Annotated in this window: 22 protein-coding genes; 9 read left to right on the top strand and 13 right to left on the bottom strand. The window is 43.6% G+C overall.

Annotation, left to right across the window (positions count from 1 at the left end):
- Positions 1-49: 49 nt before the first annotated feature.
- The 6 genes from deoC (at position 50) to MHH56_RS03635 (ending at position 5695) form a co-directional block, all read left to right on the top strand.
- Entirely contained in the window at positions 50-718 is a 669-nt protein-coding gene (gene deoC, locus MHH56_RS03660) for a deoxyribose-phosphate aldolase (protein ID WP_339206677.1), read from the top strand.
- Between the two features lie 55 nt (positions 719-773).
- Complete coding sequence (locus MHH56_RS03655; RefSeq protein ID WP_076268745.1) at positions 774-1166, top strand: cytidine deaminase; 393 nt, start codon at positions 774-776, stop codon at positions 1164-1166.
- A 76-nt stretch (positions 1167-1242) separates the two neighbouring features.
- Positions 1243-2424, top strand: a complete 1182-nt coding sequence (locus MHH56_RS03650) for a NupC/NupG family nucleoside CNT transporter (protein WP_339206676.1) — start codon at positions 1243-1245, stop codon at positions 2422-2424.
- Between the two features lie 17 nt (positions 2425-2441).
- Positions 2442-3623, top strand: coding sequence for a phosphopentomutase (gene deoB, locus MHH56_RS03645; RefSeq protein WP_339206675.1), 1182 nt, complete (start codon positions 2442-2444; stop codon positions 3621-3623).
- Between the two features lie 21 nt (positions 3624-3644).
- Positions 3645-4352 carry a purine-nucleoside phosphorylase gene (gene deoD / locus MHH56_RS03640; protein WP_339206673.1) on the top strand — a complete coding sequence of 236 codons (708 nt, stop codon included), beginning with the start codon at positions 3645-3647 and terminating at the stop codon, positions 4350-4352.
- Between the two features lie 41 nt (positions 4353-4393).
- Complete coding sequence (locus MHH56_RS03635; RefSeq protein WP_339206672.1) at positions 4394-5695, top strand: pyrimidine-nucleoside phosphorylase; 1302 nt, start codon at positions 4394-4396, stop codon at positions 5693-5695.
- An 88-nt stretch (positions 5696-5783) separates the two neighbouring features.
- Here the strand turns inward: MHH56_RS03635 and MHH56_RS03630 are convergent, their stop codons facing one another.
- The 7 genes from MHH56_RS03630 to MHH56_RS03600 all read right to left on the bottom strand — a co-directional run bounded on the left by MHH56_RS03630 (position 5784) and on the right by MHH56_RS03600 (position 11424).
- Complete coding sequence (locus MHH56_RS03630) at positions 5784-6842, bottom strand: serine hydrolase domain-containing protein (protein WP_339206670.1); 1059 nt, start codon at positions 6840-6842, stop codon at positions 5784-5786.
- Between the two features lie 125 nt (positions 6843-6967).
- On the bottom strand, positions 6968-7405 hold the full coding sequence (locus MHH56_RS03625) for a rhodanese-like domain-containing protein (RefSeq protein WP_339206669.1): 438 nt from the start codon (positions 7403-7405) through the stop codon (positions 6968-6970).
- Positions 7406-7515: 110 nt separating this feature from the next.
- Positions 7516-8400: a LysR family transcriptional regulator gene (locus MHH56_RS03620; protein WP_339206668.1), complete on the bottom strand. Its 885-nt coding sequence runs from the start codon at positions 8398-8400 to the stop codon at positions 7516-7518.
- A gap of 82 nt (positions 8401-8482) precedes the next feature.
- Complete coding sequence (locus MHH56_RS03615) at positions 8483-9070, bottom strand: hypothetical protein (RefSeq protein ID WP_339206667.1); 588 nt, start codon at positions 9068-9070, stop codon at positions 8483-8485.
- An 86-nt stretch (positions 9071-9156) separates the two neighbouring features.
- Positions 9157-9972 (bottom strand): prephenate dehydratase, encoded by an 816-nt coding sequence (gene pheA / locus MHH56_RS03610; RefSeq protein ID WP_339206666.1) that lies wholly within the window; start codon positions 9970-9972, stop codon positions 9157-9159.
- A gap of 39 nt (positions 9973-10011) precedes the next feature.
- A complete protein-coding gene (locus MHH56_RS03605) occupies positions 10012-10455 on the bottom strand; it encodes a GNAT family N-acetyltransferase (RefSeq protein ID WP_339206665.1) in 444 nt (147 codons plus the stop codon).
- Positions 10456-10536: 81 nt separating this feature from the next.
- The gene (locus tag MHH56_RS03600; RefSeq protein ID WP_339206664.1) at positions 10537-11424 is read right to left on the bottom strand and encodes an AraC family transcriptional regulator; all 888 of its coding nucleotides are present in this window, start codon (positions 11422-11424) and stop codon (positions 10537-10539) included.
- 152 nt (positions 11425-11576) lie between these two features.
- Here MHH56_RS03600 and MHH56_RS03595 point away from each other — a divergent pair, with 152 nt between their 5' ends.
- The gene (locus MHH56_RS03595) at positions 11577-13184 is read left to right on the top strand and encodes a glycoside hydrolase family 43 protein (RefSeq protein WP_339206663.1); all 1608 of its coding nucleotides are present in this window, start codon (positions 11577-11579) and stop codon (positions 13182-13184) included.
- Between the two features lie 156 nt (positions 13185-13340).
- Here MHH56_RS03595 and MHH56_RS03590 read toward each other — a convergent pair whose 3' ends face one another.
- From MHH56_RS03590 to MHH56_RS03570, 5 genes are all read right to left on the bottom strand, one after another.
- Entirely contained in the window at positions 13341-14225 is an 885-nt protein-coding gene (locus tag MHH56_RS03590; protein ID WP_076268734.1) for a carbohydrate ABC transporter permease, read from the bottom strand.
- Between the two features lie 13 nt (positions 14226-14238).
- On the bottom strand, positions 14239-15120 hold the full coding sequence (locus tag MHH56_RS03585) for a sugar ABC transporter permease (RefSeq protein WP_054026328.1): 882 nt from the start codon (positions 15118-15120) through the stop codon (positions 14239-14241).
- A gap of 94 nt (positions 15121-15214) precedes the next feature.
- Positions 15215-16546: an extracellular solute-binding protein gene (locus MHH56_RS03580; protein WP_339206661.1), complete on the bottom strand. Its 1332-nt coding sequence runs from the start codon at positions 16544-16546 to the stop codon at positions 15215-15217.
- A 106-nt stretch (positions 16547-16652) separates the two neighbouring features.
- Positions 16653-17444: a response regulator gene (locus MHH56_RS03575; protein WP_339206660.1), complete on the bottom strand. Its 792-nt coding sequence runs from the start codon at positions 17442-17444 to the stop codon at positions 16653-16655.
- Positions 17419-19203: a sensor histidine kinase gene (locus MHH56_RS03570; protein WP_339209494.1), complete on the bottom strand. Its 1785-nt coding sequence runs from the start codon at positions 19201-19203 to the stop codon at positions 17419-17421. Before MHH56_RS03570 ends, MHH56_RS03575 begins: the two co-directional genes overlap by 26 nt.
- A gap of 200 nt (positions 19204-19403) precedes the next feature.
- Here MHH56_RS03570 and MHH56_RS03565 point away from each other — a divergent pair, with 200 nt between their 5' ends.
- A complete protein-coding gene (locus MHH56_RS03565) occupies positions 19404-20210 on the top strand; it encodes an alpha/beta hydrolase (RefSeq protein WP_339206658.1) in 807 nt (268 codons plus the stop codon).
- Positions 20211-20234: 24 nt separating this feature from the next.
- The gene (locus MHH56_RS03560; protein ID WP_339206656.1) at positions 20235-21218 is read left to right on the top strand and encodes a sensor domain-containing diguanylate cyclase; all 984 of its coding nucleotides are present in this window, start codon (positions 20235-20237) and stop codon (positions 21216-21218) included.
- 83 nt (positions 21219-21301) lie between these two features.
- Here the strand turns inward: MHH56_RS03560 and MHH56_RS03555 are convergent, their stop codons facing one another.
- Entirely contained in the window at positions 21302-21814 is a 513-nt protein-coding gene (locus tag MHH56_RS03555) for a GNAT family N-acetyltransferase (RefSeq protein WP_339206655.1), read from the bottom strand.
- Positions 21815-21825: the final 11 nt, after the last annotated feature.

Here is a 21825-nt window from a genome sequence, read left to right as displayed (position 1 = left end):
ATTATAAGCGTGAAATTAAGCATTCGTATAAGGGGAAGGTGAACTGGCTATGTTAAATTTGTCTGGAATGATTGATCATACGCTTTTGCGTGCAGATGCCACAAAGTCTGAGATTACAAAATTAACGGCAGAAGCGAGAAAATATAGTTTTGCTTCCGTTTGCGTCAATCCAACTTGGGTAGCTTACGCTGCTGAGCAATTGGCAGGCAGCACCGTTAAGGTTTGTACAGTAATCGGATTTCCATTAGGGGCTTCTACTACGGAGACAAAGGCCTTTGAAGCTAAGAACGCTATTGCAAATGGAGCGACTGAGGTTGATATGGTCATTAACATTGGTGCACTCAAAGATGGCGACGACGACTTTGTACAAAAAGATATTCAAGCTGTTGTTGAAGCCGCTGCTGGTAAAGCCATTGTGAAAGTAATTATCGAAGCATCACTGCTTACAGACGATGAAAAAGTACGCGCTAGTCAGTTGTCTGATCGTGCGGGTGCGGATTTCGTGAAAACATCGACAGGTTTTTCAACTGGCGGAGCAACTGCTGAAGACGTAGCGCTTATGCGCAAAACCGTTGGGGACAAGCTCGGCGTTAAAGCTTCCGGCGGCATTCGCAGTCTTGAAGATATGGAAAAAATGATTGCAGCAGGCGCATCAAGAATCGGTGCCAGCTCAGGCGTGAAGATTATGGAAGGCGAGCAATCGACCTCTTCTTACTAAATAGATATGATGGTGCTGCTCCAATTTGGAGCAGCCTTTACAGGAGGATTGTAGGATGAAGGAACAGTTAATTAAAGAAGCGATTGAAGCCCGTCAGCATGCTCATATCCCCTACTCGCATTTTGCAGTTGGTGCCGCTCTACTAACAGGCAGCAAACGCATTTACCGAGGCTGTAATATTGAGAATGCATCGTTTGGATTAACGAATTGCGCGGAGCGAACGGCTATTTTCAAAGCGGTATCCGAAGGTGAACGCATCATTGAAGCTATTGCAGTAGTGGCAGATACCGAAGGTCCTGTATCTCCATGCGGCGCTTGTCGACAGGTATTGGCCGAATTTTGTGATGAGAATACAAAAATCTATTTAACAAATCTCCATGGACATACAGAAGAATGGACCATGGCACAGCTGCTGCCAGGTGCTTTTCAAGCCTCCGATATGAAATAGTAATCTGCGAATCTATTGTAAGCGCTTCATAGTAATTCTAAACTCGCACAATATTAACTAACTAGGAGAATGAACCATGAAATTTTTAATCGCTATATTAGGTTTGCTTGTTGTTCTTGGGCTTTCTTACATTGCGAGCAATAACAAAAAGAACATTCGCTATAAACCGCTCATTATCATGGTCATCCTGCAGGTAATCTTAGCCTTCGTTCTATTAAACACCTTAGCTGGTGCTGTTTTAATTAAAGGGTTCTCCAGTATGTTTGAGAAATTGCTTGGCTATGCCCATACCGGGATTGAATTCGTATTTGGCGGCTTGCTGAATGAAGGTCAGTTTTCTTTCTTCTTAAGTGTATTGCTGCCAATCGTGTTTATTTCCGCGCTCATTGGGATATTGCAATACATCAAGGTTCTGCCGTTTATCGTCAAATATATCGGTCTTGTCTTGAGCAAAATAAATGGCATGGGAAAATTGGAGTCCTATAATGCGGTAGCTTCTGCAATTTTGGGACAATCAGAGGTTTTCATTTCCGTTAAAAAACAAATCGGGTTGCTGCCTAAACATCGGTTGTATACATTGTGTGCCTCGGCGATGTCTACGGTGTCGATGTCAATTGTCGGCTCGTACATGCAAATACTCGATCCAAAATATGTAGTAACAGCGCTTGTACTGAATCTGTTTGGCGGATTCATCATCGCTTCCATTCTTAACCCATATAAGGTTGAGCCGGAAGACGATATTTTGCAGGTGCAAGAAGAAGAAAAACAATCCTTCTTTGAAGTGTTGGGCGAATATATATTAGATGGCTTCAAGGTTGCTATTATCGTCGCAGCTATGCTTATCGGCTTTATCGCCATGATCGCTCTCGTAAATGGACTTTTCAGCGGTATCATTGGCATCTCGTTCCAAGAACTGTTAGGCTATATTTTTGCTCCCTTCGCTTTTATCATGGGTGTTCCATGGAAAGACGCAGTCGACGCAGGAAGCATTATGGCTACAAAAATGGTATCCAACGAGTTTGTCGCTATGCTTGAGCTAGAGAAATATCCTAATTTGTCCGCGCGCGCTGTCGGCATTGTCTCTGTATTTTTAGTTTCATTCGCCAACTTCTCATCGATCGGCATCATTGCCGGCGCTGTGAAAGGCCTGCATGAAAAACAAGGTAACGTCGTGGCTCGATTTGGGTTAAAATTGTTGTACGGGGCTACTTTAGTTAGCGTCTTGTCTGCCATTATTGCCGGACTGTTTATTAAATAACAAGGAGCCTAAAACCAATGAACAAGTTTCAAAGAATTCACCTTGTTGTCATGGACTCTGTAGGTATCGGCGAGTCGCCGGATGCAGCAAGCTTCGGGGACGTTGATGTCGATACACTCGGTCATATCGCACGGGAATGCGGAGGTCTGGAGATGCCTAACATGGCTAAGCTCGGACTATCCAACATTAAGGAAATTGCTGGAGTGAAGGTCGCAGACCAGCCGCTTGCTTATTATACAAAAATGCAAGAAGCATCCAATGGCAAAGATACAATGACGGGCCACTGGGAGATCATGGGGCTTCATATTGCAGTACCATTTCGTGTCTTCGCAGATGGATTCCCGCAGGAATTGATTGCTCGCATTGAAGCTCATACCGGTCGCAAGGTCATTGGAAACAAACCTGCAAGCGGCACTGAGATTATCGACGAGCTCGGTGAAGAGCATATGCAAACAGGCGCACTGATTGTATACACTTCTGCTGATTCCGTGCTGCAAATTGCTGCTCATGAAGAGGTTGTTCCACTGTCTGAGCTTTATGAAATTTGTGAATTTTGCCGAGAAATCACACTGGAAGATCCCTACATGCTGGGGAGAATTATCGCACGTCCTTTTGTTGGTGAGCCAGGCCATTTCAAAAGAACATCCAATCGCCATGATTATGCGTTGAAGCCATTTAATAGAACAGTAATGAATGAGCTAAAAGACGGTGGATTTGATGTCATCGCCCTTGGTAAAATATCCGATATATACGATGGTGAGGGTGTAACGAAAACTGTGCGTACAGTGTCCAATGCAGACGGCATGGATCAACTTATCGCAACCCTTGATGAATCGTTTACGGGAATCAGCTTCTTGAACCTCGTTGATTTTGATGCGCTATTCGGGCATCGCCGCGATCCAAAGGGCTATGGACAAGCATTGGAAGAATATGATGCTCGTTTGCCAGAGGTTTTCGCCAAATTAACAGATCAGGACTTGCTGATCATTACAGCCGATCACGGCAATGACCCGACTTATCATGGTACGGACCACACTCGCGAATATGTGCCTCTACTCGTATACTCGCCGCGTTTTCAACAAGCTGGTCAAGCTCTGCCGATAAGCGAAACCTTTGCAGATATTGGGGCAACCATTGCTGAAAACTTCGGAGTTAAGATGCCAGAGCATGGCAAAAGCTTTTTGGGACAATTAAAATAACGATTTTAGAGGAGAATGTTGATGAGCGTTCATATTGCAGCCGAACAAGGCCAAATTGCAGAAACTATTTTATTGCCGGGAGATCCGCTGAGAGCCAAATATATTGCGGATACGTATTTGGAGGATGTCATCTGCTATAACGAAGTTAGGGGCATGCTAGGTTTTACAGGTACTTATAAAGGAAATCGCATATCCGTGCAGGGAACTGGAATGGGCGTCCCTTCAATCAGTATTTATGTGAATGAATTGATTAAGGACTATGGCGTTAAAAATCTAGTTCGTGTAGGCACTTGCGGCGCGATGCAGGAAAGCGTACATGTTCGTGAAGTTATTTTGGCGCAAGCCGCTTGTACAGATTCCAGCGTTAATCGCCATGTTTTTGGCGGATATGATTTCTCGCCAATCGGCAGCTTCTCCTTGTTAAAGGCAGCCTATGAGCGCGGTATTGAAAAAGGGCTAAAATTGCATGTCGGCAATATTTTCTGCTCGGATACTTTCTACCGCGATGATAAAACAATTGTTCAAAGACTAATGGATCACGGCGTTCTAGGTGTAGAAATGGAAACAACAGCACTTTATACTCTTGCAGCTAAATACGGCGTCAACGCACTAACGATTCTAACGGTAAGCGACCATCTTCTAACTGGCGAAGAAACGACTTCGGCAGAGCGTCAAAGCACCTTTAACGATATGATGGAAGTTGCTCTTGAAACCGTAATTTCACTATAATTTGATATTAAATAATCAATGAACAGCGAGGAGACAACAACATGAGAATGGTTGACCTAATTGAGAAAAAACGTGACGGCGGAGAGCTTACAACAGAGGAAATCAACTTTATTATTGAAGGCTATACGAAGGATGAAATTCCTGACTATCAGGTTAGCGCCTTGGCTATGGCTATCTTCTTCAAGGATATGACAGAGCGCGAACGCGCTGACTTAACGATGGCGATCGTGAATTCCGGCGATACGATTGATCTGTCGGCAATTGAAGGCGTGAAGGTAGATAAGCACTCCACTGGCGGTGTTGGCGATACAACTACGCTTGTACTTGCTCCACTTGTTGCTGCACTGGATATCCCTGTTGCCAAAATGTCAGGCCGCGGTCTTGGACATACTGGCGGTACAATTGACAAGCTGGAAGCCATTGCAGGATTCCATGTGGAAATCGGCAAGGATGAATTCGTGAACCTCGTGAACAAGGATAAAATTGCGGTTATCGGACAATCCGGCAATTTGACGCCAGCTGATAAGAAGCTATATGCTTTGCGCGATGTTACAGCAACGGTAGATTCTATTCCGCTCATTGCCAGCTCGATTATGAGCAAGAAGATTGCTGCCGGTTCAGATGCTATCGTGCTGGATGTGAAAACAGGCGCTGGTGCATTTATGAAAACCGTTGAAGATGCCAAGGAGCTTGCACATGCTATGGTAAGCATCGGCAATAACGTTGGCCGTAAGACGATGGCCGTCATCTCGGATATGAGCCAGCCGCTTGGCCTCGCAATCGGCAACGCGCTTGAAGTGAAAGAAGCAATCGATACACTTCAAGGAAAAGGACCTAAAGATTTGGAAGAGCTTTGTCTTGCACTAGGCAGCCAAATGGTGTTTCTTGCGAATAAAGCTAGCTCTCTAGAAGAAGCCGAGGAAATGCTGAAAGAAGTTATTCGCAACGGCAAAGCACTCGAAAAATTCAAATCATTTATCGCTAATCAAGGCGGCGATCCTTCGGTTGTGGATCATCCTGAGAAATTGCCGCAAGCGCCTTATCTGATTGAGGTGCCTGCCAAAGCAGACGGCGTGGTCACTGAAATTATTGCCGATGAGATCGGAACTGCAGCGATGCTGCTTGGAGCTGGACGTGCGACGAAGGAATCGGAAATTGATTTGGCTGTAGGCCTCATGCTGAACAAAAAAATCGGCGATGCGGTTAAAACAGGTGAATCCCTCGTTACGATTCATTCCAACCGTGAGAATGTTGATGATGTGCTTAACATCATTTACGAAAACATCCGCATCGGCAGCAGCGTAACACCACCCGTACTCATCTACGGAATTGTGACAGAATAATATAATTACAAAGAGGACCGTTGGAGCTTGCCGTTTAGGCAGCTACAACAGTCCTCTTCTTTAATTACAGCAGACCATATGCACCGATTTAATTACCTTCAGCCAGCAACAGCTGCTCTGCTTTGAAATGTAGCTCCCATACGTTGCAGGTTTGATTTGCCAGTATAATACTGGTAGAATCCATCTCCGGGTAATAGGCAAACATAGCAGCTACACCTGCATTTGAACCCTCTTTATACATTCGAATTAGTTTGCCATCATTATTGTAGAGAAAATGAAAGCCATATCCGTTTACGATTTTGCCCCATTCATACTTTTGTTCGATGGCAGAATGAGGCTTCATGATCTCGGTCGTCATCTCCTCGGATAACAACCTTCCATTAATGAGTGCACGCATGAACAAGTCAAGGTCGCCGACAGTAGTAAATGCACCTCCATCAGAAGTACCCATTGGCGGATAGGAATATATGTTTTTACGCCACGCGACTATATTTTGTTCGTCGTAAATGGCAGCGTAGCCTTCAGCAATAGGAGCATCTCCCTCATCTTTTGAGCTAAATGCTGTATTCTGCATCCCGCAAGCACGAAATATATGTTCATCTACATAGCTTCGATAGTTTCCATTGGTTGCTTTCTCAATCGCGAGGCCTAGCAGCACAAATGCACAGTTATTATAGCTGACGTTTGTTCCCGCCTTGAATTTGGGTTCCTTATACGCAAACTGAGGAATAAAATCAGCACAATCTCTTATCGAGTAATTGGGCTTGTTTATGAACAAATCCTCGTAGCTCTCTCCCATTTCTTCATCTGCATCATCAGCAATACCTGACGTATGCGTAAGTAAATGAGCGATCGTAACGTCGCTTGGTATTTTGGTGCCAGTGAGGTCGATGATCGCTGTAATTCGGTCTTCCAGCTTTATTTTGCCTTGCTCAACAAGCTGAAGTATCGCAACTGCAGTAAACAATTTGGTAATCGAAGCTGTATCGAACATCGTATTCATCTGGTTTGCCACTTTAAATCCTCTATGTGCAAAGCCGTATGCTCGGGCGAATATGACCTTGCCGCCTTTGTTCACTAATCCTGTACCTGAAAAATGATGCTGCTCATGATACTCATCAAATAAGGAAGTTAGTTCTTTTTCCATCTCTAAAACCCTCTCATTATTAACATAGCCTCATTTTACCATTTGCATATTTCTATTTCCGATAAAGTTTAGCTATAATGATTTGTTATCAGGTTTTAGTACTCCTGAGAGCCGCGGCTTGTTCATTACCCGATTAAAGGGGCAGACCCACCTAACAAGCCCTCTACCTCATTGCCTTCCTTACGCCAATATTCCATGCCGCCAAGCATCTCCTTTACCTTAAAGCCAAGCCCAGATAAACGAGCGGCACCTTTGGCCGCTCCATTGCATGCCGGCCCCCAGCAGTATACAACAATGACTTGTTCCTTTGAGAAGGATGAAGTCCTCTCCTCATTAATCAGATTGGAGGGCAGGTTAATCGCACCAGGAACATGGCACTCTTCATAATCTTTTGCACTGCGAACATCAATGAGCAGAAAGTCATTAACGCCCCGCTTCATATCATGACATACGTCAGAAACATCTGTTTCTACAGCCAGTTTGTTCATATAATGACGATGGGTATCCTCCGGTGAAGCTGCTGGTGTTTCAAGAACAAGCGATACATAAGTTTCGTTTTCCATTTCCGCTGCCTCCATTTGAGCTGTTATATTTAAGCTGTTCGCTTTCTTAAATATAATGTAGCACAGCCTTAAACAATGGAGTTATCGATAGAAATCTATAGTATACTTCATTAATTTTGATGATTAACTCCGCCAACAAGCTCTAAGAACCCCGTAAACGCTTTGGATTTCCATTTCTTCTTGGCATAGATGAGCTGTGTATAGAACTTACAATCGGGGTGCGCAAAAGGAACAGCAATCAACTCGCCTTTCTGAACCGCATCAGCAACGACAATACGCGGCAATAAAGCAATTCCAAGACCGTACATCACACACTGCTTAATCGCTTCTAAATTGCCAAACTCATACGATAATGTATAATTCACATGGTTATGCTTGAGTACCTTGAGCAGCATAGCCCGGTAGGTGCAGCCATTCTCTGTTAAAATCATCGATTCGTTCGCCAAATCTTCAACCTGCACCTCATCAAAGCTTCCGAAGCGATGATCGGGACTTGCAATGATGACAAGCTCCTCTTCCCTCAAAATACAGCTGTGAAGCTCAGGATCAGTAAACGGCGGATCTAAGATGATCCCAACATCTAAAGCTCCCTCTTTTACACTCTCGATAATTACCGGTTCATTCCCCGGCTGAATGACAATGTTAACCTGCGGGTAGCTTATACGATAAGCCTGAAGATGCGGGGGGAGGAAAAAAGCAGCCAATGTCTCAATCGTACCAATGGTCAGCGTGCCCTTCGACTGTGTGGAGAGAACTTCTTTTGACTCCTCATGCAGCCTAACGATATCGTCGGCATATTGCAATAGCGTTTCCCCGGCCATCGTTAGCCTCATTTTCCTCCCAAATCGCTCCAAAAGAACTGCCCCATACGATTCTTCAAGCTTCTGAATTTGAGTCGTAATACTCGACTGCGCATAACCCAGAGTTTCAGCAGCTCGTGTGAAGCTCCCCCACTTTGCTACTTCGCGAAATGTTTTTAAGTACGTTAATTCCAAGGCGCTATTCCCCTTTCTATAGGGAGAATCGTTCCCCTATTGTAACTAGGATTTAGCTGTTGTTCATTCGTATTTCACAACATTAAATACGTCCTAACATGATGCGCAAGCCGACTACGATCATGGACGGCACTAATAACTTATCGCTTTTCCCCCAAATAGGAGATGTGCTATGTGGCGACTGTATCTCGTAATTCTTTGAATCTGCAAACTCCTTCAACCGATCTTCCAATTCGTCCTTTTCACCATTTGGATATCCAACGACGACCTGCCCATTTTCTACTTTAGACGCCGTTATCCAGCTTGGAGAAAGCAATTTAAGATTAGGAGGGATGTCAGATAGGAAAAAGACGTATTCTTCACCGGATTTGAACTTCATAGAAAAATCAGGACATGCATTTCCAGCTGGATATTTGCTTCTATTGTCTATCGTTTCTGGCAAATAAATCGTCTGCGGCGCTTTGCCCGGTCCAGCATATGAAGTAACAGCCAGTGTAACTTTTCTTCCGTCCTCACTTATATCAGCCACCTTGCCATAAACCATAGCTTTCGACTCATAAGCCTCTTCAAAGTTCCATGGGATAGGTGAGCAAGCATGGACAAAATTAGCGTTCACTACGATAAACAAACAGATGAAGCTAAGGGTTAGTAATAGTACTTTATTTCTCATGTTCATCACTCCCATTCATTCTTATATCCTATAACGATGGGATGGAAATAATTGTTGCTAATCTGCTGATTAGGAGAACTATCCCGTTAAAGAATAGTTGTCGAATAACTTCCTACAATATGCACTTGATGCCCAAACGTTTCAAAAATTTTCATCGCTTTATTCATACGCGGTTCATCCTGCGCCATTTCCGTTTCTATTAAAAAGCGATATGTCCCTAATTGCTTACCAGTGGGACGCGATTCAATCCAAGTAAGGTTAATGCCTAGTGCGGAGAAAACATTTAGAATGGATGACAATACCCCCGGGAATTCATTGTTTGGTGTTAGCAATAGCATGGACTTCATTTGTGCTTTGCCCAAAGGTATTTTTTTGCTGACAACAATAAATCGGGTGTGATTAGCTGAATGGTCTTGAATTTCACTATCGAGTATTTTCAAGCTATATTGCTCTGCTACCGATTTCGAAGCAATCGCCGCGACCGTATCCGATTCTTTAATGGATTGAGCAGCCTTCGCTGTACTATCTGTATATTCCGTTTTTAGATGATTGCGTTTAATGAACTCCCTGCACTGGTTAATAACTGGATTTATAGATCTAACCGTTGTGATCTCATTGATATCAGCCTCAGGACTTCCAATCAAATGAAGGGATACCGTAAAAACCAGATCCGCTTCAATGTGAAGATTGTACATTAATAAACCGTCAATGGTCATATGTATGTTGCCTGCAATTGAATTTTCAATCGGAACAATACATTTATCCACTTCCTCCGAATAAACAGCTTCCAATACATCCAATATCGATTCGTGCATAACCCATTCGGTTGAATCAGCAAAATATTGATGGGCAGCCTCTTCCGAAAAGGTTCCCTTGGGCCCTAAATAAGCAACTTTGATCATATTCAAATCCCTTCTTCTTTAAAACTTGGCAGCCTTTTGTTATATTCTGATTGAAATGAGTGGACTAATATCTTTTCGAAAATAATAATGTTTGCTGCCTAAGGGCGCGTCTTCAAAGACCGCCACTTCTCTATAACCATTTTTCTTATAAAATTCCGGCGCCTGAAAACTAAACGTGTTTAGCTTAATGAAGGTGCATTTCTTCTCTTTAGCTATTTTCTCTATTTGGGATAGCAGCTGGCTGCCGAGACCTGTGCCTCTAAGAGCTTGATCTACCCATAAAATATCGACCTCTATCCAATTCCAGCAAAAGACGCTTAATAGTCCGCCAAGGATTTTGCCCTCGTCATCCTTTATCGTCAGGTTTATTTCCTCATAATTGTTTTTCAACTCGTCGGGGACATGCCCATGATTATACTCGATCAGTTTTCTTTTCACGTATTCGCTTTCTTCTTTGCTTCCATAAGTAATTTCAGCTGACACTAGTCTCCACCGCCAAATAAGATAATATAATGATCACTTTCCAATTATAGTATATTGCACATTCAAGATGAAGCGTTTTGCTTATTCATGGAAACGGCTGCGGAAGCTGCTTGGCGACTCCCCCGTCCAGCGCTTGAACTGCCTGCTGAAGTGCGCAATATTATGGTAGCCAAGCCTCGCCGATATCGACTCTACCGTTGCTTCGGGATTCATCAGCAGCAGCTTCGCTTTTTTTAGCATCAAAGTGGACAAATATTGACGGGGAGACACGCCATACACCTGGGTAAACATGCGATTGACCGACGACATGCTGTAACCCACCGAATCCGCAATTAATTTTATCGTCTCCATCTCGTCCTCCTGCCCTCTTCTGCTTGCCGCACCCTCAACCGTACGCTCCAGCATAGTCGCAATCTGTGCTGCTGCAGCCGATTTCCGTGCACCAGCCTCATCACCGCGGTTAAGCTCAGACAGCGTACCGCTTAATCCGGCAAACAGTTCAAATAAAGCAGACAAAATATTCATGCGAGATTCTACTCGTACCACTGCTTCTTCAGAGGTTAATGCCATTAATTTATCCAAAGCTGGCTTGATTGCTACTGCCAGCTCACTGCCAGCTTCGTGAAAACAACGGCTATTGCGAATAAGAAGCTCACGGAAAGATCTCTCATCGACGTCAAAATGCAAGCAGTAATAGGTCATTTCATCATTACTAGCGACAGAGCTTTCATGATTGTCCCCCGGATTGAGCAATATAAGATCACCTGGACCTTGCTTATAGGCATGTCCGTTAACCTTCATCTCCTGCGTTCCCGATAATACGAGATTCACTTCAAATAGAGGATGCTTATGCAGCGGATATTTCCAATCCGGATCAACCGTACGCCAGTGTGCTGCAAAAACACGGAAGGTGGAATCCATATCAGGCAGCATAAATTCCTTTCTAGCGGACTCTATTTTTATTTGCATAAGCGCGTATTTCTCCTTCCTTATTTGCAGGCTCAAAAATATGATTGATTTGGGTAAATATCAACATGGTATGGATATGGGAACGGGTTAAAATCATTGCTATGATATAGATAGTATAGATTACAATTCATTTCCTAAAAAGGAGAAAAGATATGACTGCCATCCAAAATCCGATTTTACCTGGCTTTAATCCAGACCCCTGTATTTGCCGTGTAGGAGAAGACTACTATATTGCGGTTTCAACCTTCGAATGGTTTCCCGGCGTCGGCATTTACCACTCTAAGGATTTAAAAAACTGGAGGCTTGCCTCAAGACCTTTAAGCAGGCTCAGCCAGCTGAACATGATGGGCAATCCTGATTCTGGCGGTATTTGGGCTCCCGCACTATCCTATAGTGACAATAAATTTTGGCTCATCTATACCGATGTGAAAGTGACCGAAGGACAATGGAAAGACTGCCACAATTATTTGGTTACCTGCGACACGATTGATGGCGAATGGTCCGAGCCCATTCATGTGAATAGCTCCGGCTTCGATCCATCGTTGTTCCATGACGAGGACGGAAAAAAGTATTTTGTAAACATGATGTGGGATCAACGGGTCGGCCATCACAACTTCTATGGTATTTTGCTACAGGAATACAGCGCGAGTGAGCAGAAGCTAATCGGCAAACCTGAAATTATTTTCAAAGGAACCGATATTAAGCTGACCGAAGCTCCTCATCTCTATAAAATGAATGGCTACTATTACTTGCTTACGGCTGAGGGCGGCACCAAATATGAGCATCAGGCGACTATCGCTCGCTCCAAACAGCTTACCGGACCATATGAGGTGCATCCAGAAAATCCGTTAATCTCATCGTTCCATGCACCGCGTATTCCATTGCAAAAGGCTGGCCATGCTTCTATCGTTCAAACGCATACGGGCGAGTGGTTCTTAGTGCATCTAGTTGGACGACCTCTCTCCAGAGAAGGCCAGCCGCTGCTTGATCCGCGTGGATACTGCCCGCTTGGCAGAGAAACAGCTATTCAGCGGCTCGAATGGCGCAATGATTGGCCTTATGTCGTTGGCGGCAACCAGCCTTCCCTTGTCATTGAAGGACCGAACATTCCAGAAGTGAAATGGGAGCGCGATTATCCAGTTAAGGACGATTTCGATAGCAGCACGCTAAACCTGCATTTCCAAAGCCTGCGCATCCCTTTAGGAGATCAAATTGTTTCTTTGACCGATAACCCTGGACATCTTCGTCTATACGGCAAAGAATCATTGACTTCCAAATTTACGCAGTCATTTATCGCAAGGAGATGGCAGCATTTCAACTTTACAGCTGAAACAAAAATCGCATTTCAACCGACGTCCTTCCAACAATCAGCTGGGCTTGTGAACTACTACAACACGCAAAACTGGACATCCTGCCAAATCTCATGGAATGAGGAAAAGGGAAGAATTTTGCAGCTTGTTGCATGCGATAATTTTTCGTTCTCTGAGCCGCTTCAAGGAAACGAAATAGCGATTACAGAAGACGTTGCCTATGTGCATATTCGTGTTGACGTAGAGAATACACTGTACTACTACTCTTATTCGTTTGATGGCAAGAGCTGGACTCGACTGCCTGTAAACTTCGAATGCTACAAGCTATCGGATGACTACATTCAAGGCGGCGGCTTCTTCACAGGCGCATTCGTCGGCATGCAGTGTCAGGATACATCTGGACGCAGCCTTCATGCAGACTTTGATTATTTTATATACGACAATCATTAATGAAGTAAGAAAGCTTTTGGGAGCTGAGCATCGTTCCTAAGAGCTTTCTTTTTTTTTATACTTTACATAAACGAAAGAACCTCCATAATCACTGCTGTGATTGGAGGTTCTTGAACGATTCAAATACTGCCAAGCGAACGACATCCATCATCAGCTTTAGCCTTTGACTGAACCTGCCGCTATGCCTTCAACGATACGATCGCTTAAGAATAGGAATGCAATCAATATTGGCAATATACTAATCATTAATGTAGCGCCGATTGCGCCCCAGTCCGTCGTATACTGCCCGATGAAGTTTTGCACGCCGACCGTCAGCGTTTTATAGGCATCTGAGCTTATAAATGTATTAACGAAAATAAATTCATTCCAATTATAAATCATGTTAATAATGCCTGTCGTTGCGATAACAGAGCCTGTCATCGGCAGTACGATTCGGAAAAATATTTTGTTCACGGAGCAGCCGTCAATAACCGCCGCTTCTTCTACCTCTCGCGGCAAAGCATAATAGAAGCCAAGCAGGATCATAATCGTGATCGGCATATTGAACGCTACATAAGACAAAATAAGCGACAACGGATGATCAATGAGATGTATTTTGTTGAATATGCTGAACAACGGAATGAGCGTCGAATGCACCGGAATCATCATCGCAACCATGAATAAACCGAGTACAAAAGAACTTCCCTTCCACTTCAACCTTGTTATCGCGTAGGTAACCAGGCTGCCTAACACAATCGTAAGCACCGTCGCTACAACCGTAATCCATACGCTGTTGAAAAAGTAAACATCAATATTTCCAGCACTCCATACCTTCTCGTAATTTTCCCACCTAGGATTCATAGGCAGTGACAACGGAGGAAGATTGAATACTTCCTGATTGTTTTTAAGCGAGAAAAACAGAAGCCATACGAGCGGGAAAATTTGCAATATGGCAACGACCGATAACACGATATATAGTACGGAATAACCCAGTTTGCTTGCTATCCAAGCGCCGGAGCTTTTGTTTCCGTTCCTCAGCTGTCCTGCAGTTCCGGGCATCATGAAGCTTCCCTCCTTACGAATATTGAATCGTATCTTTTGTAGCAGTCAATTTTCGGATTATCCAAGTTACGATGAGACAGATGATAAGCAGGAAGAAGCCAATTGCACTGCCATAACCAAAGTCATATGCCCGGAAAGCTTGGTGATACATGTACGATGCCATCACTTCACTGGAGCCATTCGGCCCTCCATCTGTCATGACGTAGATCAGATCAAAGTATTTTAGCGAGCCAACAACTGCCAGCACGATCGTTACTTTAATGACCTCCATCGCCAGCGGAAGCTTGATTTTGTAAGCGATTTGAAAGGCATTCGCACCGTCGATCTTCGCCGCTTCCTCAAGTGAAGCCGGGATGTTCTTAAGCGCAGCGTAATAAATTAAAATATAAAAGCCCGCATACTGCCAGAGGATTGGAATGAATAAAGCAAACAATACCAGTGAAGACTCAGCCAGCCATGCGGGAGGATTTGCAAACCCAATGGATTCGAGAAAGCTGTTCAGAATCCCATTTGTTGGATGATAAATTTTCAGCCAAAGCTGTGCAATCGCTACGGACGACAGCAGCATCGGAATCAAATATATTTTGCGAAAAAAATTGACGCCCTTTAGTTTGGCGGACAACACCATAGCAATAACTAAATAGAGAATGAGACTAAGTGTTGAAAAAACAGCTAACATAAGCGAATGACCGGCGCTGTTCCAAAACATTTTATCCTTAATTAGAGCTTGATAATTATCCAAACCAATAAACTTCATTGCTCCAATGCCATTCCACTGGTTTAATCCATAATAGCCAGTCAGAACGATTGGAATGTATACAATAGCTAATATCAAAAGCAGGGAAGGCAGCACATACAGCGCAATTATTCTTTTGTTCGACATGACCTTATCCAAATTAGCCGACTCCTTTCTCATTCTCAAGCAGTAAGCATTTACCCGGCATCATATGCCGGGTAAACGGCTTCCCTGCTCCCTATTCTAGAAGCTGTCAGTTTCCTTTGGAAATGGCCGCATCATGCTCTTCAGAGAATTTCTCTGGTGTCACTGCTTTGCCGAATAACGCTTGAATTTGGTTGAGATGCGTTTCTGCGGCATTTGCTTGCATTTGTACATCTGCAAACAAGGTAATGCTGCTAGCTTTGTTCATTTCATTGAACAGATCTACATATAGCTGAGGCAGCTCAAGCTTGGAAGTATCCACCTTCGTTGCTGGAATAACACCTGCTCCAGTAACGGATTGCTCGCCCCATTTTTCCACAAAATATTCTACGAAAGCTTTCGCTTCTGCTTTGACATTTGAGCTTTCTGAAACGAACAATCCAACGCCTGGTCCACCTACCCAGCTGTTGATATCGCCTTTGCCGCCTTCAACCGTTGGGAACTTGAAGAAACCAACGCTGTCGCGGAACTCTTTAGGTATATCTTCATTCGTTGTGAAGTTAGGAAGCTCCCACGTACCCATCATGTACATAGCCGCTTTGCTGTTTAGAAACTCTGATTTTGCTTCTTCGTTGGACAGGCCGTTAAAGCCTTTTACGAATGCATTGCTGTCTACTAGCGATTGTACCTCACTAGCCGCTTTTACTAGGTTTTCATCCTTGAAAGATCCTGAGCCGCTAATTGCCTTGGACAATGCTTCTTGTCCTGCAAAACGATCTGCAAGGTACATGTACCACAAAGATCCAGTCCAGCGATCCTTGTTGCCAAGAGCGATTGGCGCGACACCGTTTTCAGAGAGCGTTTTCACAACTTGCTTAAATTGCTCGTAGGTTTGTGGCACTTCCAGCTTGTATTTCTCAAAAAGCGTTTTATTGTAATATACCGGTGAAATATTGAATTCGAGCGGCAAACCATACGTTTTACCGTCTACAGCATAAGCCTCTGTTGTGCCGCTGACGAATTTGCCATTAAGATTTCCGCTAAGCAGATCATCCAGCGGTGTGAACAGCTTGCCCTCTACATACGGCTGAAGGAAGCCCGCTGCCCAAGTAACGCCTACATCCGGCAGTTGGTTTGATGCTGAAAGCACTTTCAATTTATTTTTATATTGTTCGTTATCCAGCACTTCTTGTTTGATCGTAACGTTAGGGTTCTCTTTTTGATATTCAGAAATGATTTGATTCACAATTTTGTTTTGTCCAGCCGATACACCCTCAGGCCATAAGTGCATAAAGTTAACCGTTACTTTCTCGGAACCGCTTCCATTTGCACCATTCTTTGAATCCTCTTTACCGCCATTGTTCGAATTTTGACCGCAGCCTGCTGCAACAACTGCAAGACATAGAGTCAATAGGAGAATCGTCAATTTCTTTTTGAACACGTTTACAACCCCTTTTCTGCTGGTGATAGATTTGAATCTTACAAATCCATTTTATCAACACGATGTCAGCATCGTAAGGGTACATGAATTGGGGAAAATACTACTTTTATTGGATTGTCTCCTCGGAATGAGCGATCGTTCTTCGGTATTGACCCGGGCTAGTTCCTTCAAGCGAACGAAATACTTTCACAAAATATTTCGACGTTTGATAACCGACTTGTTCAGCAATATCAGCAATCGCAAGTCTTGTTGTAGACAGTAATTCCTTAGCTCTTTGTACCCTTTTTCTCGTCAAATAATCGCTAAACGTAAGCCCCGTCTGCTCCTTAAAGAGCACGCTGAGATAGCTCGCATTCATATGCAAATGCTCTGCTGTATCGCGCATAGTGAGCGGCTTCTGCAAATTGTCTTTTAAATACTGAATCGCTTCTTGCACCTGCGGGCTATAGCTGTCTTCTTCCTGCGCAATATCCAGCAGCTTCGGGTCCATTAGCTTCTCCATGCGCTCAATCCGGTGTTTGCTTTCTTCTCTTTTCATAGCAAGCTCTACCGCTTTAATAAGTTTAGTTTTATCCAAAGGCTTGAGCAGATATTCGACCACACCAAACTGCAGCGCCTTCTGCGCGTAATCAAATTCAGGGTGACCCGAAATAATGATGACGACAGGAGGATGCGGCAGCTGCTCGTTTATTCGCTCCACTAAATCGAGCCCTCCGATTTCAGGCATGCGTATATCGGTGATTAGCAAATTCGCCTCGTTAAGCGTAAGCCACTCCATCGCTTCTATCCCATTGGATGCGGTCTCTATCCGATATTGTCCAGCCGACCATGCTTCAAGCACTTTGCGTACGCCTTCCCTCGTTCTCGGTTCATCATCCACGATCAGTATGGTTTTCAATTGGAATTTCCCTCCCATGTTCATTAGGTATCTCAAAGGCGACGGTTGTGCCACTGCCGATCTCGCTCTTAATTTCCAAGCCTTTGGTTTCCAAATGATAATAAAGCAGCAATCTTCGTTCCACATTGCTTATGCCAACCCCAGTTCCTTTGGAGGAAGTTTGATGCTGGCCTTTGTCCATTGCTGCGTACAAAGCCCGAATTTTCCCCTCATCCATGCCTGGTCCATTATCCGTCACAGCAATGCGAGTATAACCCGTCCGCTCAGACGGCTCGACCCGAACAACAACGGTGCCTGCCCCAATTCGCTGTTCAACGCCGTGCAGAATCGCATTTTCCACGAGCGGTTGAATAAGAAGCTTAGGAATCGGCACACTGCGGCAATTTTCTTCCGATTCAACCTTCCATGCCAGTCTATCAATCATACGCATATCCATTATTTTTAAATACCGCTGCGCATGCTCAAGCTCATCACCGATCGTTACCCATTCATCCTCATCCGCGTGTGAAATGACATATCGGAACAAACCAGACATTGCAATAACAACATCCGCCAGCTCCTCTTCGTCTTTCTCATCCAGTGCCCAATAAAAGGCTTCCAGTGTATTAAACAAGAAGTGCGGATTAATTTGCGCTTGCAGCGCCTTCAGCTCCGTCCGGCTTTGAACAATTTCCTTCTGATAAACAACATCAATGAGCTCATTCAAAGAGCCAACCATCTGATTGTACGTATTATTAAGCTCATTAATTTCCATCGTTTTGGACGTAACCGGTATCGGCTTCAAGGTTCCGAACTTCGCATTGCGCATCACTTTAATCAAATTCAATATCGGGCGAGTAATCATCGTTGATAAAATAAAAGTTAAAATAAGAAATAACATGCCGCCTACTAAAATTGAAACAATAATAACGGTACGCAAAATCGAAATGCCTTCGGCAGCATACTTTATCGGCGTTAAAATAATAATTTTCCAGCCGGTCATTTCCGATTTTTTCTCAATGGCCATGAAACGTTCTCCGTCCAGCGCTACCGTCTCATCCCCTTGATTAAGCATCTTCTCAACGTCTACTTCCTTCGAAAAATCGGAGGTAATCGTCTGATTCTCGGCATCGAATAAACCCATCATTTCACTGGAATTATTGTCAGCGTTTCCATTCGATTCCGTGAGCTCAAAATATTTTTTATCAATTTGCACCATCAAATACCCTGCATGCGAGAAGGAATGGTCAATAAGCCGAACATGGCGAATCGCAATGATGGAATCGGGGTACCTCGGGTCCATCCCGAACCAGACCAACCTGCCTCTTCCCTTGTCCACAAGGCTGAGCCAGCCCGTAGATACCCGGTTGTCCAAGCTTATATCCGTAAGCGGGAACAGCATCCTATAGTCGGTTGTATACAGCTCCAATGAGCGAATCCCCGTTGCATAAGCTTCTTGCTTTCGTATCTCCTGCTGAAGGGATTGACGTTCTTCAAAGCTGATCTTGCGTCCTTGCACCTCTTGTGCCATCAACCGCTGGATCGTTGCGCTTGTTGCTACCTGCATCGTAAACGTATCGATCTGCCGCAGCAGCACATCCAGCTTGCCTGTCGCTTGAACAGCCGTTTGTTGAATATGTTTTTCCGCATTGTTGCGCAGCAGAACCGAAACTTGATCATACGTAAAAAAGCCGACCGCCCCCAGCACGATAACCATAACGAGCATGAAGCCAAGGAAAATTTGATTACGCAATGTATTCATTTGTCCGAAACGATTCATGCCTACACTCCTTGTCCCATTCATTTCGTTTTTACTATACACAATTAAGATAATAAAAAGAAAGCCCTATCATTTCCACTGCTAATATATTAATTAATTAGATTAATAATCCATTGTTCACTGTAATCAGATATAATAATCATAAGCTTATGGCATATCAGAGGATCTATTTACTAATCATCTTAGAGAGGGGAATTCCGATGACCGTCGATTTCCTAGTACGCAATAACGTAAATGTTTTAGGCAAAGGTGAACAAACGATAGTGTTTGCACATGGATTCGGCTGCGATCAAGATATGTGGCGCTACATCGTCCCGAGCTTTGAAGATGATTACCGCATCATCTTGTTTGATTATGTAGGTTCTGGAGAATCTCAAATCGATTATTATGAACCCGAAAAATATAATAGTTTACATGGTTATGCGCAAGATGTCATTGAAATTATGGATACGCTGCATGTAAAGGATGCTGTATTTGTTGGCCACTCCGTAAGCAGTATGATTGGGATGCTTGCATCCATTCACAATACCGAATATTTTAAACACATTATTATGCTTGGTCCTTCTCCGCGTTATGTAAACGACCTTCCAGATTATTATGGAGGTTTCCACCGGCATGAAATCGATGAATTGCTTCATATGATGCAAATGAATTTTATTGGCTGGGCGAGCTACCTCGCGCCAATCGTCATGCAAAATTCAGAACGCAAGGAATTAACTAACGAATTGGAAAAAAGCTTTTGCTCTAGAGATCCCCATATTGCAAGGCAATTTGCTGAGGTAACTTTTTTATCCGATTGTCGCGCTGATCTCATTCATGCAACCGTTCCTACCCTCATTCTTCAATGTTCTGACGACAGCATTGCTCCTATTGAGGTTGGCGACTATTTGCATGCTCATCTTAAAAACAGTACTCTTCAGCATATGCTTGCAAAAGGCCATTACCCGCACTTAAGTCATCCCGAAGAGACGACGCAACTGATCAAACAATATCTATCCAACAACTAGAATTTGAAGAGAGGCAGTCTTTACATGGATACCCAGTTAAATTATGCTCCCTGTGGATTTTTCACTATTTCAAGTACAGGGGTAATTCAAGAGGTCAATCAAACGCTGTTAAACATGCTTGGTTTTGAGCGGCAGGAACTGCTGAACCGACATCTTGAAACCACTATGTCTCTTACGAACAAACTGTTTTTTCATACCTATTTTTATCCGTATATCCAGCTGTATGGGCATGTGAATGAAATGTACTTCTCGTTTAAAACGAGAGACCAGCTTGATGTGCCTGTACTGTTAAACGGGATTCGCCACGAACGAGATGGTGAAATTGTCATTGATTGTGTCGTTGTGGAAATGCGCAAACGCATTGAACATGAGAACGATATCCTGCAAACCAAAACAAAGCTGGAGGAGCTTTATCGGGCAACCCATGAAGCGAACAAAAAGCTTGAACTCCTGCATGAAGAATATGAAAGCAAGCATTCGCAATTGCTAATTTTGAACCACCAGTTGGAAAAGCTAGCCTCAACCGATCCTTTAACCGGGCTCAAAAACCGAAGGTTTTTTCAAGAGAGCTTACTTGCGAATATCGCAATATTTCAACAATCTGAGCAGCCATTTTCCCTTTTAATTATCGATATTGATCGTTTTAAAAGCATTAACGATACCTATGGGCATCCGGTCGGTGATTTGGTTCTTACAGAGCTGGCACAATTACTCGTATCCGCGTCAAGAGAAGACGACATTGTGGCTCGATTTGGAGGAGAGGAATTCGTCATTATTATTCCTAATGCCAACCAGGAGAATGCCATATTAGCAGCCGAAAGATATCGCAGCAAGACTGAAACAGCTCATTGGGGAGAATATCATGTGACGGTTAGTATTGGCGCAGCAACGATTACGCAGGAGGATACCGATCAATCCTTGCTTCAAAAAGCTGATCAAGCACTCTACAACTCCAAAAAAAGCGGGAGAAACCGGGTCACACACTACTCCAATTTGGAGGAGGGCTAATCGCTTGTTCCCCATTTTGAAATCAAAGAATAGACCGAGAACCATATTATTGAATGGTTTCGGTCTATTTTGATTTCTAATTTTCATATCGTTCGATTCAAGTAATAATAAAAAAGCCCATCTCTTAATTCTGCTTCCTTCTCAAAATGCAGCCTATTCAGCAGTTGAATGGATTTTCCATTTTGCTGTTCCACGGTGGCTTCGATCATCGATAAACCCATCTGTTCAAATCCATAGGCTATTACAGGGAGCAGCGCTTCTTGCATTAACCCCTTTCCCCAGAATTCCTTAGCTAAATCAAATCCTATCTCTGCTTTAGGCTGCTCTCCTTGAATCCAGCAATGGAAACCGCAAGTTCCAACGAGTCTATGATCCTTTTTACTGAAAATCCCCCATCGGCAGCCCTTATCATCGATGTGATATTGAATAATCTCTTTGGCCTCGTTTAAATCTTTACATGGGTTTATATCCATAAATCTGGTCACATTTTCATCCGAAAAATGCTTATAAATTGCTTCAGAATCATCTAAAGTCAAAATAGAAAGCCTCAAACGTTCTGTCTCTAGTTCAGGAAATACAAAGTCATAAGCAGTCAATTCACAACACC

It is taken from the genome of Paenibacillus sp. FSL K6-3182 (genome assembly GCF_037976325.1).
Classification (GTDB): Bacteria; Bacillota; Bacilli; order Paenibacillales; family Paenibacillaceae; genus Pristimantibacillus.
This window is presented reverse-complemented; position numbering and strand designations above follow the sequence as displayed.